The sequence below is a fragment of the uncultured Campylobacter sp. genome (assembly GCF_938030145.1).
GTDB lineage: Bacteria > Campylobacterota > Campylobacteria > Campylobacterales > Campylobacteraceae > Campylobacter_B.
Genome location: NZ_CALHGM010000022.1, coordinates 1 through 15,526, shown reverse-complemented (window position 1 = coordinate 15,526; position 15,526 = coordinate 1). Strand labels below are relative to the sequence as shown.

General features: G+C 45.6%; 11 protein-coding genes and 1 other RNA gene. 9 read left to right on the top strand and 3 right to left on the bottom strand.

The annotated features are described in order from the left end of the window. Nucleotides 1-71 precede the first annotated feature (71 nt). Together rnpB and Q0323_RS04785 are read left to right on the top strand one after the other, a co-directional pair. An RNA gene (rnpB, locus tag Q0323_RS04790) (RNase P RNA component class A) lies at nt 72-388 on the top strand. A 37-nt stretch (nt 389-425) separates the two neighbouring features. Then, nucleotides 426-704 (top strand): hypothetical protein, encoded by a 279-nt coding sequence (locus Q0323_RS04785; protein WP_298052063.1) that lies wholly within the window; start codon nt 426-428, stop codon nt 702-704. Nucleotides 705-2,759: 2,055 nt separating this feature from the next. On the opposite strand, the gene Q0323_RS04780 is transcribed toward Q0323_RS04785, so the two are convergent. From Q0323_RS04780 to rsmH, 3 genes are all read right to left on the bottom strand, one after another. Beyond that, a complete protein-coding gene (locus Q0323_RS04780; protein WP_298052060.1) occupies nt 2,760-3,830 on the bottom strand; it encodes a DNA recombination protein RmuC in 1,071 nt (356 codons plus the stop codon). Continuing rightward, on the bottom strand, nt 3,820-4,632 hold the full coding sequence (locus Q0323_RS11265; protein WP_366939554.1) for a hypothetical protein: 813 nt from the start codon (nt 4,630-4,632) through the stop codon (nt 3,820-3,822). The genes Q0323_RS04780 and Q0323_RS11265 overlap by 11 nt, the downstream gene beginning before the upstream one ends. A gap of 889 nt (nt 4,633-5,521) precedes the next feature. Then, nucleotides 5,522-6,457, bottom strand: coding sequence for a 16S rRNA (cytosine(1402)-N(4))-methyltransferase RsmH (gene rsmH / locus Q0323_RS04770; protein ID WP_298052056.1), 936 nt, complete (start codon nt 6,455-6,457; stop codon nt 5,522-5,524). 64 nt (nt 6,458-6,521) lie between these two features. Between rsmH and Q0323_RS04765 the strand changes: the two genes are divergently transcribed. From Q0323_RS04765 to Q0323_RS04735, 7 genes are all read left to right on the top strand, one after another. Continuing rightward, complete coding sequence (locus tag Q0323_RS04765; RefSeq protein WP_298052053.1) at nt 6,522-7,082, top strand: class II aldolase and adducin N-terminal domain-containing protein; 561 nt, start codon at nt 6,522-6,524, stop codon at nt 7,080-7,082. A 132-nt stretch (nt 7,083-7,214) separates the two neighbouring features. Next, nucleotides 7,215-8,672 (top strand): peptidylprolyl isomerase, encoded by a 1,458-nt coding sequence (locus tag Q0323_RS04760; protein ID WP_298052051.1) that lies wholly within the window; start codon nt 7,215-7,217, stop codon nt 8,670-8,672. Beyond that, entirely contained in the window at nt 8,665-10,032 is a 1,368-nt protein-coding gene (gene ftsA, locus Q0323_RS04755) for a cell division protein FtsA (RefSeq protein ID WP_298052049.1), read from the top strand. The genes Q0323_RS04760 and ftsA overlap by 8 nt, the downstream gene beginning before the upstream one ends. A 22-nt stretch (nt 10,033-10,054) precedes the next feature. After that, entirely contained in the window at nt 10,055-11,215 is a 1,161-nt protein-coding gene (gene ftsZ / locus Q0323_RS04750) for a cell division protein FtsZ (RefSeq protein WP_040303139.1), read from the top strand. After that, nucleotides 11,216-11,728, top strand: coding sequence for a pyridoxamine 5'-phosphate oxidase family protein (locus Q0323_RS04745; protein WP_298052047.1), 513 nt, complete (start codon nt 11,216-11,218; stop codon nt 11,726-11,728). A gap of 185 nt (nt 11,729-11,913) precedes the next feature. Then, nucleotides 11,914-14,076: an adenosylmethionine--8-amino-7-oxononanoate transaminase gene (gene bioA / locus Q0323_RS04740; RefSeq protein ID WP_298052044.1), complete on the top strand. Its 2,163-nt coding sequence runs from the start codon at nt 11,914-11,916 to the stop codon at nt 14,074-14,076. A gap of 2 nt (nt 14,077-14,078) precedes the next feature. After that, the gene (locus Q0323_RS04735; protein WP_298052041.1) at nt 14,079-15,443 is read left to right on the top strand and encodes a sodium:solute symporter; all 1,365 of its coding nucleotides are present in this window, start codon (nt 14,079-14,081) and stop codon (nt 15,441-15,443) included. The last annotated feature ends 83 nt before the right edge of the window (nt 15,444-15,526 follow it).

Genomic DNA, 15,526 nt, shown 5'->3' with positions numbered 1-15,526 from the left:
TCACGCCAAAAATTCCACCCCTTAAATTCCGCGCGCCGCAAAATTTAAGCCAAAAAAGCTATAATTGCGCTCGGGTGTGGCGTGCGGTCGCTCCGCAAGGAGAGGAAAGTCCGAGCTGCGATAAGACAAGGTTGCGTCTAACGGACGCCGGGGGCAACCCTAGGGAAAGTACAACAGAAAGCAAACCGCCGCGCAAGCGGTAAGGGTGAAAGGGCGGGGTAAGAGCCCACCGCGCGCGTGGAGACACGAGCGGCAATGCAAACCCAACCTGCAGCAAGAACGGGTGGTTTCGTCTTATATTCGAACCGTTCGCTCGAACCGATTTGCAAAAATCGGTCTAGATAAATGACCGCTGTAACGGAACTCGGCTTATAACCACACCTCTTTTTACGCCGAATTTATTTACTTGAAATAAGGAAAGAATTTTGAAAAGCTTAATTTTATGTGGTGCGTTTTGCGCCGTCGTTTTAGGGCTCGGAGGCTGCGCGAGTGCAGGTCCTGATAAGTCAATAATATTGCAGGGTGACGCCCATGATCGTGCTTGTGCGGAGGTTTATGGGCGCTACAAAGAGCTAGAGGCGAAGCTTTTGGCGGTAGAGGATCGATACGCAAACCCAAGCGTCGCGAACGATTATATACAGGCTTACGACGAGTACGAGCGCACCATCGCCTACTACAACGAAAATTGCGCGACCGATAAGTAGCAGCGCTGATTTGGTGCGGTTGTACGGCTGTATCGCAGCGGTGCAAAGCACTTAAAATTTTATAAAATCTCTAAAAACTATTGAAAATTTTGCGTCAAGCAAAAAAATATCTAAAATTTATTACGTACGTTTGGATCTAGCGATACAAAGTCGTGGCGTGAAGCATGGGCACGATGTCTATTCATGCCCGTATTTAGCTTGGTGCGCCAAGTTGCGGTAATCATATAACGGCGCCACATACGCGCGCATTGGCTAAGGAGCGCGCAATTTATTAATCGAATCGGCGCGAAGCCTTGAAGTTGCGAAGTCGCGCTCAAAAATTCCGTCGCGCGGATTTGAATTAGTGGCTTGAAGTGGCAAAGCAATACCCCAAAATTTAGCTGCGAGGCGGACGACGAACGATTTATTAATCGGATCGGTATAAAGTCGCACTAAAAATTCCGTCGAGTGGAGTTGGCTGTTATGCCCGTTTATGCGTCTGTCAAAGCCTCGCAGCCTCAATATAAATAATTTCATCGAGTAGATTTGAATTGGCGCCTAGGCGCTTGGATCGATCGTAAAATCAGGTCTCAAAAATCCTGTTACTCGGGTTTGACCTGCTGCGCGATTTTCGCGGCATATAAAGGCGGTAAAACGAGATCGTTAGGATAGCTTTAAGGTGCAGTGCGATTTTTTCGCTTGGCATGCGGTTTTTACGTTCGGTAATTTTAATTTGCGCGCAGAATTTAGACGTTCAGTTATTTTGGATTGCAAAGGTGAGCTTTGGAATTTTTAGCGCGAAGGTATTTGGCGAATTTGCAGTGCCATGGCTTTGATTTTTGTCGAGAAATTTTAGAATTTTATGATTTCGCAGGAGAATTTTGTGTGTTTTGGTGTCGCGTCGAACTTAAAATTTCATCTTGCCGCCGTGTAAAATTGCGCGCCTAATCTTTTTGTATTTTTAAATACGGCGTATGTTTTGAGATTTGTACCCGTTTTTGAAATTTTACTCCGAATAAACGTTGGATTCACAAAATAAGTCGCCCGGTGGATAATTTTAAAAAGCCGTGCAAGCCTGCAATGCAAAAGCTAAAGTTTTATGATAGGCAGAGTTTAAGGTCTTTGCCGATAATTTAGCCGCTCAGAATGCTACGACTTTAAAATTTCGCGAGTTAAATTTAAAATTTACGCCGCTTGCTGTGGCTGGTAAAATTTCGCAAGTTAAATTGCGCTTAAATTTTACGAATGGCGACAGAAATATTCGGCGCAGAATTTTATTTGGCTTGTTTATGCGGAGCGAGGGTTTAAGCTTGCAAGTAACCGCGATTTTTGCTTTACGCTTGCACCAACCGCCCAAAGTACCACCGCGTATTAGTGCGATGTTTATCTTGACTACGCTTTAATGCGCGAGGTTTTTGTGTCGCCGTAAAATGCAAATTTACGAGCTTTTGGGATTGCAGATTAATTTTGCGTGCTTGCAGATCGCTTTTGAAATTTTGTCAAAATCTGAAATTATATCCGCGCAACGCCCATAAATTTCTTAGCGTCAAACGGCTAATCCTGCTCGCAGCGCTATTGTCTTAAATTCGTAGTGCCTATAAGCCGCTTTTTAAAGTTTCGCCAAAATACGAAATTTCGCTCATGAATCATGAATTTCACCTCTGAAATGTAGAATTTGCCCACGACCGCAAATTTACGCATGCAATATGTGGCGTCAAATTTTGTTTCGGTATAGCAGCGCTGAATTTCTGGAGCGGAAAGCGTAGCGATTGATCTTACTCACATCGTGACGAGGGCGTTTAATGCTTAAGCGGATTGAATTAGCTCGCGCGCCCATGAAATTTAGTTAATCAAATTTTATGCGTGTCAGACAGCCTTTGAATTCTGCTTGCTCGCGTAACAAATCCATTAAGCTGAGTTTTAAATTCCGTCTATCTACCCCAAATGGGAATTTTATTTGCAAAATAGGCGAGGTGCAAATTTAATTTGAATGCCACTCGCCCACCTGTGGAATTCCGCCGCGTTATAAGCTTGCTAAAGCACTCCAAGCTGCATTGTACGCTACGTTTGCCCGCCTCACAGTTCGCTAAAACGCTCAAAGCGGGCTTTTAGAGATTTTGTATTTTTGTTTAAAAGCTCTGCTTGCACGGCGAGCTTATCTGCGTATGTTTGAAGCGCCGTCGTATACTTAGCATGCGCCTCAAAGTCCGATTTTAGCGCGTAAATTTCATCTTTTACCGATTTTATATTTTGCGCGAGCGCCTCGTCTTTTACGAAGGTGCGGATCGTGCCTAAAAGCGCCAGTAGCGTCGTGGGCGATGCCGCAAAAATGCCGATTTGCGCGCAGTATTCAAGCACCTGCGGCAGCTTCTCGCAGACGTAGACGAAAACCGCCTCGCTGGGCACGAATAGCACCGCAAACTCCGTGCTAAGAGGCGGTATGATGTATTTCTCCGCGATATCTGCGGCGTGCTTTTTCATATCAGCGGCGAGTTGCTTATCCGCACTAGCAAGCGCTGCGGCGTCGTTTGAGGCGGAGGCGGCGATAATTTTTTCATAGCTTTGAAGTGGGAATTTTGAGTCGATGCAAAGGATTTTTCCTTTTGCGATATGCAGCGCGCAGTCTGCGATCCTGCCGTTTGGTAGGTGCTTTTGCAGCTCATAAAATGCGGTGTTTTGCCCATAGATCATCGATAAAATTCTCTCTAATCGGTACTCGCCGAAGTTGCCACGCAGCTTGACGTTGCCTAAAATCGAGTTTAGCCTTGCGATTTCGTCGCGCACCTGCAGTGAAGTTTTATTTTGCTCGCTCATTCGCGCTAAATTTTCCGCTATGTCCTTAAAGCCACGATCTAGCGAGCTTAAATTCTCGCTAAGCGCGCTATTTTGGCGCTGCAACCCCTCGCCTAGGGATCTATTAAGATAATAGAGCTTATCGTTAAAGCCGTCGTTTAGGCTTTGATTTAGCTTAAAAAGCTCGGCACTTGCTCTCGCACTTTGAGTCGTGAGCCTTTCACTTAAAAGCTCGCTAAGCGCGGAGTTTGCATCGCTTATGCGGCGGTTTTGTAGCACGAGCGCGATCAGCAGGGCAAGCACTAGCGCAGCAAAAAATGCAAACGCCGCGAGCAAAATCCCATCAGCGCCCATTTTCTTGCACGCTTTGTGGATCTAAAATTTCATTTTTATAGCGTAGATATTCGATGTCGTTGTTAAGCGCGCGATTTTCCTCAAGCAAAACCTCGTGTTTAGTGCGAAGAGCGGCGATGTCGCGGCTGATGTAATAAATTTCGTTGCGGATGTAAATCGCCGGCACCGTCAGCAAAAACGCAAATCCGATCAGCAGATAAACGACTAAAAGCTGATAAAGCGTGAGATTTTTCTCCTTTTTTTTCTCGGCATCGTAGTTGCGTAGTAGCTCGTCTTGTGCGCCCGCGAAACTGCCGTAACCGCGTCCTTCAGCAAGGCTTGCATAATCATGCGCGCCCATATCCGCGTAATTTTGATTTTGCGTGCCTGTAAAGTTCGCACCCGCAAACGCCGCGTAATCCGCCTTGCCGACAAAATTGGCGCCTGCGAAATCGCCGTAGCTCGCTCCGGTTGCGGATTTCTCGCTGCCTCGATTGGCTAAAAGATTTGTGTCGTCGCGTCCTTTAAATTTTGCTTTGTTGCTTTTATTAAATTTTGTTCCGCCGCTTTCTGAATTTAGGTAGTTTTGGGTGTTTGTAAAGCCTGAACTTTCGAATCCCAAGCTAGTAAAATCGTCGTAACCGCCCGCTGCGCTCGCGTAGTTTCGTTTTACGGAAAGATCCGCGGCAAGCTTATCCTCTAGCTCCTCATCCGTCAGATCCTCCATAGCTCGTCTTTTCGCAAGCTCTATGCCCGCTAGATCGGATGTTCCTGCGAAGTCGTGTCCGTCATCGTCTTCGGCAAAATATTCATATTTATTCATCTAAAATCTCCATAAATTTAAAACCACGGTCTTATCTTTACTCGCCGCCAAAGCGCTTGCGTCAAGATAAATTCTGCTCGAAACCCGCAGCTCGCCTGCGCCCAGCAATGAGCCGTTAAGGTAAAATTTAAAAGCAAAGCTACGAGCAAAATTTTTATTTGCAATTTTACCTCGGTAAATGGAATTTTATCTTAACTTGCCAAATTCTATCTCGGCCAGCAAAGGCAAATTTTAATTTAGCGGCTATTTTTGTTAATTTTACTCGCTCTTTATTATGATACTGTATAGCAGCGGAAGCTACAAAAGGAAGCATCGTGTTAGTTTTGCTCGCCTTTGCATCGCCTGCTTGGGAAATTCATTTTGACAGGTAAAAATCGAGCTCACTTTACCGAGATTGACTATTTATAAAATTTTGTCAAATCATCTGAAAAACCGCTTAAAATTTTTACTGCGTCTTCGATGCGCCTTAAAACGTTAAGCGTAGATATTTATTTGCAAGATAAGCTCTATCATTAAAATGTCAATGAAACTACTGCTCGCTTACAAAATTTCGTTAAAGCAAAGGGCGAGATTTGGCATTACGCCGCTTGCTTTAGGCGCCAAATTGTAACTCTCGCTCGGTTCTGTATTGCGCTGTCACTTAGCTTTTAAAATATGCAGCAGCTAAATCTCATAAAATTATACATTAAATTTAGCGTAAAATTCAACGTTAAATTTTATGATTTAGACATTGCGCGTTCGAAGTAACGCTGAAAATATCATAAATTCTAAAGCGAATCTTTGAAAGCTGAATTTCAAAATTCCGTAAAATTTTAAAATTTAATGCCTGCAAATCTATAAATTTTACAAAATTTCGTCAAAATTTAAAATTCATAGCAAGCAAAGGCGGTTATTTTAGCCGAAAAATTCTAAGCTTCGCGCTCGCTGCTCGAGAATTTTGTGCGAGTTCCTGCGCATCCGCCGTTATAGGGCTTTTAGTTAGGATTTTGCCTAACGAATGCCCGCCGCCGCATTCGCAGCGCATAAACTCGCTAGGACAGACGCAATCGCGCTCCCACGCTCTAAATTGCTCCTTTACTATGCGATCTTCAAGCGAATGGAATGAAATTATAGCGACAGTTGCATTAGTTAGAATTGAATCACGCGATTTTTGCTCAATGAGCGCCAGCAGGCGCTTTAGTTCGCTAAGCTCGTCGTTTACCTCGATGCGGATCGCCTGAAATGCTAGCGTAGCCGTGCTGATGCTACGCCCTTTAACGGGCTTCGTTCCGATTAAATTTGCCAAAGCTTTGGCGCTTGTTAGTGGTGCGTTAGCCCGCGCAGTAGCTATTTTGGAGGCGATTGCGTTAGCATTTGTTAGCTCGCCGTATTCGCGGAAAATGCGCGCTAGATCCGCTTGCGAGTAGCGGTTTACGACATACGCCGCATCTAGCGTTGCGCTTTCGTTCATTCGCATATCCAGCGCGTCGCTTTTAGTGGAAAAGCCGCGACAGTTTTTATCCAGCTGAAGAGATGAAACGCCGATGTCGGCTAATATCCCGCGAACTGCGCGGAGCTTTTGCTCGGGCAGAATTTCTAAAATTTCGCTAAATTTTGCTTTGTGAATTTCTATGCGATCTTTAAATTTACTAAGCCGCTCGCGCGAAAATTCTATCGCTTCGGCATCTCTGTCGCAAGCGATAAGCTTAAGCTGCGGATTAGCGGTCAAAATGCCCTCGCTGTGCCCTCCGTAGCCTAGTGTGCAGTCGATAACGTAGCCGTCCTCAAGCTGCGAAAATGCGGCGATCGTTTGCGAAAAAAGTACCGGAATATGTGGAGCTTGCACCTGAATTTATCCTTTTGAAATTTCTAATCCTATATAATAGCGAAATTTTTTATAAAGGCAAGAGATGGACGAGTATTATTATGAAATTTTACGAAAAATTTCGCTTTCGATGTTTAGAGATAGGCTTTTTGGGATCTTTCACGGCTCGATTTCAGCAAAAATTAAAGAAAATCAGTTCTTGATCAACAAAAAAGACGCGATTTTCGATAGCCTGAATAGGGATGATTTTATAACGCTGTTTTCAAAAAAAGACTACCGCTGGCAGGATGCTAGCATCGATAGTGACATACATATAAATATCTACAAAAATATAAAAGAGGCAAAATTTGTAACCTACGCGACACCACCATATCTCGTCGCATATACGCTGGAGCATGATTTTATTTTGCCGCGAGATTACTTTGGGGTGGGCAAATTTAGGCGCATTGAAATTTACGATCCTAAGAACTACGACGACTGGCACGAGCGTGCGCCGTATGAAATTTGTAACTATATGATAAATGAAAATAGCGATATAATGGTGATTCGCGGCTATGGGGTTTTTGCCCATGCAAGGAGCGCGCAGCAAATGGCGAAAAAAATAGCGATTTTAGAAATGAGTTCAAAGCTACTTTTGCTAAGCTAAGATTAATGTATACCAAATCATTTACTAACGCGTTATAATTCGCTAAAAATGCCTATTTTTCAGCCTTACATAAGGTTTTATCTGTATAATTACTAACAAAAATTTTCTTTAGTTAGCTATTTAAGGATTTAGATGATAGAATGGATGCAAAAGCATAAGAAGTCGCTTATACCGACTATTTGGATAAGCACGATAGCTTTCGTGGGCGCAGGCTTCGTCGGCTGGGGCGCATATGATATGAACGCTAACCGTGCAGGCTCAATCGCTAGAGTAGGGCAGATCTCTATAACAAATCAAGAACTAAACACAAAATATTCCGAACTATACAACAGGCTGAGTGCTATGAGCGATGGGCAATTTACTCAAGAACAAGCCAAAAATATGCATCTAGATCAGATCGCAGTAGATCAGCTAATCGGCGAAGCGTATTTTCTAAATTTTGCTAAAGACTTAGGCGTTCAGGCTAGTGATAAAGATGTGGCGGAATTTGTGCTAAACTCGCCGAATTTCCAAGAAAATGGCGCATTTAGTAAGGAACTTTACGATAATGTCGTAAGGAATTCAGGACTTACTAAAAAGGAATTTGAGCGCAATCTACAAAGGGTCCTAACTTTAGAAAAGCTCGGCAAAGCACTAAAAATAACGCCTAGCCCTAAGATCGTAGAAGCATTTGCAGCATCACAGCTGATGCAGGATAAGGTTTCTGCAGAGATAATCTACGCAGACGCTAACGTCACTTTTAACGACGACGAGCTAAAGAAATTTTGGGAAGGCGAGAAATCGCACTTTATGACCGAGAAAAAATATACTCTAGGAACATATTTTGTGGCACCTAGCAATGCCGATGTGAATGAGACCGAACTAAGTAAATTTTATGAAGAACACAGAGGCAAGTATAGAAGCCTAGATGATAAATTATTGGATTTTGCAGAAGCCAAACCTAATGTCTTAAAAGATTACCGAATGGATCAGGCTAAAAAAATCGCAAAAAAAGATTTTCCAGATATTAAAAAAGGCAAAATCGATACTAATGAAACCATAGTTGCTACGGCTAGCAATTTTCCAATATCTGAGATTGAGGTGGCAAAGCCAGGAGATGTCATCAAGCCTTTCGAGTACAAAGGTGGATATTTGATTGCTAAACTAAACGGTGTAGAGCAGCCTAGGCAGATGAGCTTTGAAGAGGCTAAGTCTTTGGCTTCTAAAGAATTTGAAACGAAGAAACGCAAAGAGCTACTTGAAAAAAGAGCTCAAAATTCGCTTAAAAATTTCAAAGGCGAAGATTTCGGCACGCTATCTCTTAATAGTAAAAATAATACCAAGCTAAGCGATGACGAATTTTATAAATTTCTTATCGATATGTTTAATAAGCCCGCGAAAGAAGGTATAGTGATGTTTGATAACAAAGCCGTAGTGTATAAAATTTCACAGCAGAGCCTAGGCGACAGCGAAGAGATAGATAAAGAAAAAACGATCGTAGCTGATAGGATAACCACGTTATTAAATTCCAATCTGCAAGACGATCTAACCAAAATGCTAGAAAAGCGCTATAAAACCGAAAGATATTTTAAAGGTAAAGACAGTGAGTGAATATATTTTAGGTCTAGATATAGGCTCGACTAAAATTCGCGCGATAATCGCTAAAAATGATGGCATTTTTACGGTCTTAGGCGTTGGCGGAGCCGATACTTTAGGTATCAAAAAGGGCGTTATAACAAACATAGAGCAAGCCGCGGGCTCAATAAAACAGGCAGTGAAAGCAGCGGTAAAAGGCGCTGGCAGAAGCTATGATAAAGCCATTATATCTATCTCTGGCTCATATGCTAAAAGCGTTAAATCTCGCGGTGTCATAACCATGGAAAATGAGATCGGGCTGGATGAAATCAAGCGTGCCATGCAGGTTGCTGAAGCGCAAGCAAATGTGCCTAGCGATAGCGTGATTTTGCATGTGCTTCCGTATGATTTTAGAGTCGATGAGCAGGAACACATCGAAGATCCGCTCGGCATGAGCGGAACTCGCCTAGAGGTATCTACACATATCGTCATCGCGCCGGAAAGCTCTATTAAAAATTTGAAAAAATCCGTTGAGATGGCGGGCGTAAAGGTAGATAACATCGTCCTTTCTGGCTATGCATCTTCTATATCTACGCTTAGCAAGGACGAAAAAGAGCTAGGTGTCGTACTGATCGATATGGGCGGTGCTACTTGCGATATAGTCATCCACCTGGGAAATTCCTTGCGTTATAACGATGTGGTTATGTTCGGCTCCAATAACGTTACTAACGATCTATCGCGCGCTCTACACACGCCGCTTCCGTATGCGGAAAACATTAAAATTACTTATAACGATCTAATAAATCAAGGCAATAGCGAAGTCGAGCTGCCTGCTTTAGGAGATAGCGAGTCAGAAAACCATATCATAAGCCTTGAGATCATCTCTCAAGTCATCCTGGCTCGCGTTAAAGAGACCTTCGATATGATAGCCGATAAGATCGAAAGAAGCGGCTATAAAGACCGCATAGGCGCAGGTATTGTAATCACGGGCGGTATGGCGAAGCTAGACGATGTGCGTGATTTAGCGGCGATAGTTTTTGATAATACTTCCGTTAGGGTTGCAAGAGCAAAAAGCGTGGGCGGTCTACACGAGATTGCTGATGATATTTCAAATTCTTGCGCACTAGGACTTTGCATGTATGGTTTCGGCGAATTCACCCCTTACGAGATGGACTCTAACGGCAAACTCCGCTACAAGGACGAAGTTATAAATAAAGCTCCGAAGCGAAACGTGAACGAATATTATGAAAAAGAGGTCAGTAAGGCAATAGAAAAAGAGGGCGTCAGAGCGGATAACGGTGTGGCTAAGAAGGAGGATCTAAATATCCAACTTCCCAAAAAAGACGGACAGAATTTTTTCAATAAAATTTGGTCGTCTATGAAAAATTGGTTTTAAATTTTAAGCTAAGGAGATACTCGTGAAAGGATATAGTATGGAAGAAAGAAAGGGCATCTACGGTGCCAAGATGAAGGTTATCGGCGTCGGCGGCGGCGGATGCAACATGATAAATCATATGATTCGTGAAGGATTTACCAAAACCGACGTTGAGCTTATGGTGGCTAACACCGACGCACAGGCGTTAGAAAAGTCGATCGCAAATACTAGAATTTTACTAGGCGAAAACACCACCAAAGGCCTTGGCTGCGGTATGGATCCAGCGCTTGCTAAGATGGCTGCGGAGGAGAACTACGACGATCTTAAGGACCGCTTGGACTACTCCGACATCGTTTTCGTGGGCTCCGGTCTAGGTGGCGGTACTGGTACGGGCGCTGCACCTATCGTTGCAAAAGCTGCGAAAGAGAAAAAAGCGCTAACTATCGGCGTCGTTACCACCCCTTTCGGTTTTGAGGGCAAAAAGCGCATGCGATTAGCACAAGAGGGTCTTGAAGAGCTTAAAAAAGAGTGCGATTCCATAATCGTTATCCCAAATCAAAATTTATTGAAGATCATCGATAAAAAAACCGGCCTAAAAGATGCCTTTAAAATCGTAGATAATGTCCTATTCCAAGCCGTAAACGGTATGATCTCCGTGATCTTAGAGTCTGGCGATAGCGATATCAATGTCGATTATGCCGACGTAAAAAAGGTAATGACGCACCGCGGTTTGGCGCTTATGGGTATCGGCGTTAGCGAAGGTGATGGCGCAGCAGAAGAAGCGCTAAAAAGTGCGATCCAATCTCCGCTTTTGGATAACACCTCCATCCACGGCGCTATGGGTGTGCTAGTGCATTTTAAGATGTCGCCTGATTGCTCCTTGCTTGAGATCGAATCCGCGATGAATATCATCGAAGATACAGTGGATAAGGATGCCGACGTTACTTGGGGCACCACCACCGATCCTAAGATGGAAAACAACCGCGTCGAAGTTACTCTCATCGCCACCGGCTTTGAAAGGAGCATCGAGGAAAAAAAGCAGGTCGCCAGCGATAACGTAGCGGATCGTAGGAAGGCGCTTTTAGAGAGCATGGGTCGAAATTCTATCTTTTCTAGACAAAAGGTAAGTAGCGGCGATTTTAACGGAGACGAGACTTACGACGAGCTCGACGAGCCCGCATTCCTACGAAACCAGATGGACTAAATGCGCAGACGAGATAGGCAGCTAAGCGAAGATGAGGCGTTAAAAATCATCGACGAGAGCGAATACGCTACGCTTAGCTGCATAGACGATAGCGGCGAAATTTTTAGTGTGCCTATCTCGCCGGTGCGCGATGCAGACATTATTTATATTCACGGTGCGCCTGCCGGCACAAAAGCAAAACTCTTTCAAAGCGGACGCGCGGTAACGGCGGTTTTTGTTAGCTACAACCGCGTTCCTACCCCAAGCGACGAAGAATACCGATCTATCGCAAACGATGCTGCCGCTTTAGGCTCTAGAGTTTATACGACGGAGTACCGTAGCGCGATCGCCGTTTGCGAAGCAAGCGAAGTAGAAGATGACGAGCGTAAAATTTATGCCCTGCGAATACTGTGCGAAAAATACACCCCAAACTACATGTCGCGCGTGGAGTTCGCCTCCAGAGCATCATTAAAGCGCACGAAAATTTACGAACTCAAAATAAAATCCGTAACCGCAAAGGCTAAAATTTTATAATGCGTCCAAATTTGCGCTTCCTGCGCCATGCCTTACTTTGCGGGAATCTCTTCTTTTATATGTTTTTATCCTTTTTGTCGACCGCCCTACTTTACTTGCGATCGACATTCGCTTGGGTTTAGTGCGGTACCTCTTTTCAACGCCGCTATTTGATTTCAGTTATGATAGGCTTTTAAGGAGCGAGATTGAAATTTTTTGTAACCGCCGTGAATACGGAGGTAGGAAAGACATTCGTTACGGCTTCGCTTCTGCGGGCGTTTTTGCAAAGCGGTCGCACCGCAATCGCGCTAAAGCCCGTGCAGACGGGATGTGAGATGAGCGGCGGCAGGCTTGTCGCGCCGGATGTGAGCGAATATGCTAAAGTAAACGCATATAGCGACATTGCGCCGATTTATGCGTTTAAATTTCCGGCTTCGCCGCATTACAGCGCGAGTTTAGAGCATCGAGAGATCAAGACGGATGAAATTTTAAAATTTATCGACGCTCATTCGGCGCAGCGCGAAATCACGCTGATCGAAGGCGCAGGCGGTATTTTCGTGCCGCTAAATTCGCACGAGAGCTTTTTAGACGTGATGAGAGCGGTAGATGCGCCGATCGTTCTGGTCTGCAAAAACGAGCTGGGCGCAATAAACAGCGCACTTTGCAGCGTCTATGTCCTGCGCTCGCACGGGCTTAAAATCGCAGCACTGGTTCTGAATTTCACCGACGAAAAGGACGAAATTTGCGTATCGAACGCAGCGTATCTGAAAAGCAAACTCAAAGGCATACCCGTCATATCGCTACGCAAATTTCAAAAAGACGACTTTGCAGCGGCAGCACGCTCTTTTGAAAATTTTATCGCCTCGCTAAATTTTAACGATCCGTCGCAGATGGACGCGGGCGCGGCAAATTTAAACGAAACCGCTGCGATAGCCTTGGATGCGGCGCAAAGGGGTCAGAAGGATGCAAATTTAGATGAAAATTCTAAAAATAGCGATGCTTGCTTTGCTTTGGACACAGCGCAGGTCTGCGAACAAGACGGCGAAATTAAAAGCAGCCACGTCGCGCCGCCGCTCATGAGTGCTTCAAACACGGGCCCCATTGATCTAAACTTCGATGCGAAGCATCTTTGGCACCCCTACACTTCCGCGACGCATCCGCTTAAGGCGCACGGCGTGCTCCGCGCCGAAGGCAATAAAATCTACACGACGCAGGGCGCGCTGATCGACGGGATGAGCTCTTGGTGGTGCGCCGTGCAAGGATACGGCAGCGAGACGTTAAATGCCGCGGCGACCGCGCAGATGAAGGAATTTTCTCATGTGATGTTCGGCGGGCTTACCCACGCGCCCGCGGTAAATTTAGGCAAAAAGCTACTCTCGATGTTGCCGCAATTTGATCGCATCTTTTACGCGGACAGCGGCTCGGTAGCGGTCGAGGTGGCATTGAAAGCGGCGATCTGCTATCAGCAAAACGTATCGCCTAAAAAGAATAAAATTTTAACCGTCAGAGGCGGGTACCACGGCGATACGTTCGGCGCGATGAGCGTTTGCGATCCGGTCACCGGCATGCATTCGCTATTTAGCGGTATCTTGGCGCGTCAAATTTTTGCGCCGCGCCCGAGCTGTCGCTTCGACGCGCCGTTTGACCCATCTAGCACGGATAAAATTTCTAAAATTTTTAAAGAAAACAAAGATGAGATCGCAGCCATCATAATCGAGCCTATCGTCCAGGGAGCTGGCGGGATGTGGTTTTACCATCCGAAATTTTTAGACCGTCTCCGCGAGCTGTGCGACGAAGCGAACGCAGTGCTTATCTTTGACGAGATCGCCACCGGCTTTTGGCGCACGGGCAGGGTATTTGCATACGAATACTGTAGCGCGGCGCCCGACATAATCTGCATAGGCAAGGCGCTAAGCGGCGGATTTATGAGCTTTGCGGCGGTTTTGACGAACGAAAAGATCGCGCACGGCGTGAGCAGAAACGGCGGCGTTTTGATGCACGGACCGACCTTCATGGCAAATCCTCTAGCTTGTGCCGTTTCGCTTAAAAATTTAGAAATTTTATGCGCGCAGGACACGGCGCAGAAGGTCGCGCAAATCCACTCAGACCTGCAAGAGGGCCTGAGGGGGTGCAGGAGCTTAGACGGCGTGGCAGACGTTCGCACCTTGGGCGCTATCGGCGTCGTAGAGATGAAGGAGGCAGTGGACGTAGAGGCGCTGCAGGAATTTTTCGTAAAAAGGGGCGTCTGGATCAGACCCTTTGGCAAAAACATCTATCTCATGCCGCCGTTCATCACGCCCAGAAGCGATACGCAGGCGCTTTGCGAAGCGATCCGCGATGCGGTAAAATTAAAAATTTATAAAGGATAAGATTGCAAATTTTAATCGTATTTATCATATTTCTACTTTTGCTAGGCTTCTTGGAATTTCGCAAAAAGACCGCCCTTGAGGGCTTTTTGGTCGCGGACAGAAAGGCAAGCGCTTTTGAGATTGCTTTTTCGATAGTCGCTACCTGCGTGGGCGGCGCAGCTACGATCGGCGTGGTATCGAATATGCAAAAGTATGGATTTGCCGCGGTTTGGTGGCTTTTAAGCGGCGCGATCGGACTGATGATTTTAGCGATTTTTATTGCGAAAATTCTACGCGCGAGCAAGGCGCTGACTTTCGCGCAGATAGCAGAAATTTTTATCGACAAAAGAGCCAGGCTCGTTAGCGCGGTTATCATTTGCGTGGCGTGGTGCGCTATTTTAGCGGCGCAGTTTAGCGCTAGCGCACGCATACTCTCGACGTTTGATCTAAATTTCAACTCCTCGTTACTCATCGGAGGCGCGGTCATCACCGTTTATACGATTTTGGGCGGACAAAGAGCGGTCATTAGAAGTGATGTATATCAATACGCTATCGTAATCGCGGCGTTTTTGGCAGTTTTGCTCTGGCTAAATTTTAATTCGCCGCAGGTATTTGAAAATGTAAATTTTACGCTCAAAAATGACACCTTCGGATACGATAAGATCGGATATTATCTGCTGGTTATCGGTACTAGCTACGTGATCGATCCGATGCTATTTTCTAGAATTTTAAGCGCAAAGGACGAGCGCGCGGCGATCCTGGGCTCTATCTTCGGTGCTTTTGGAATCGCAATCAGCAGCATAATGATCGCTTTTATAGGTTTCGGTGCGATGAGCCTTGCGACCGCCGGCACGAGCGGCGAAAATCTGCTTAACGTAAGCCTTTTTAATGCGCTGCCTGCGTCGTTGGGCTCGGTTTTGATGCTGGGACTATTGGCGGCGATCATATCCTCTGCGGACACCTGCTTGATCACGGCTTCTAGCATCTTCGCGCACGATATTTTGCGAAGCGAGGATCTAAAAATTTACCGCATCGCTACGCTAGGTTTCGGCGCGATCGCGCTACTTTTAGCAAGCTTCGGGGGCGAAATTTTAAACTATCTCTTCGCAGCGAGCAACATCTTCGTAAGCGGCGTGGCGACGGCGCTATTTTTCGCCATCATCTTTCGCGGCAAGATCGATAAGGATCTTGTTTTGTGCGCCATGTATCTAGGCGGCGCCTTGGGGCTAGCCGCGGCTATTAGCGGTATAAATGCCTTTGCCGTAGCAGGGATCATTACGGCGTGCATTTTATGCCTGGCGGCCAGATTAAAATTTAACGCAGCCTCTTCAAAGCTTGATCCAAACTGCGTCTGCATACCCAAAGCAAGCGAGTACGAAGAGAAATAAGCGCAGCTAGCCGCTTTCGGTAAATTTTACGCGGGCGGATACGGCGCGTTTAATAATATCGTTATCGCATAAGAGTGAAGCTG

Coding starts and splice junctions, on each gene's coding strand:
- Q0323_RS04780 (WP_298052060.1), bottom strand. CDS start 3,830: ATGGGCGCTGATGGGATTTTGCTCGCGGCGTTTGCATTTTTTGCTGCG.
- Q0323_RS11265 (WP_366939554.1), bottom strand. CDS start 4,632: ATGAATAAATATGAATATTTTGCCGAAGACGATGACGGACACGACTTC.
- Q0323_RS04765 (WP_298052053.1), top strand. CDS start 6,522: ATGGACGAGTATTATTATGAAATTTTACGAAAAATTTCGCTTTCGATG.
- Q0323_RS04760 (WP_298052051.1), top strand. CDS start 7,215: ATGATAGAATGGATGCAAAAGCATAAGAAGTCGCTTATACCGACTATT.
- Q0323_RS04745 (WP_298052047.1), top strand. CDS start 11,216: ATGCGCAGACGAGATAGGCAGCTAAGCGAAGATGAGGCGTTAAAAATC.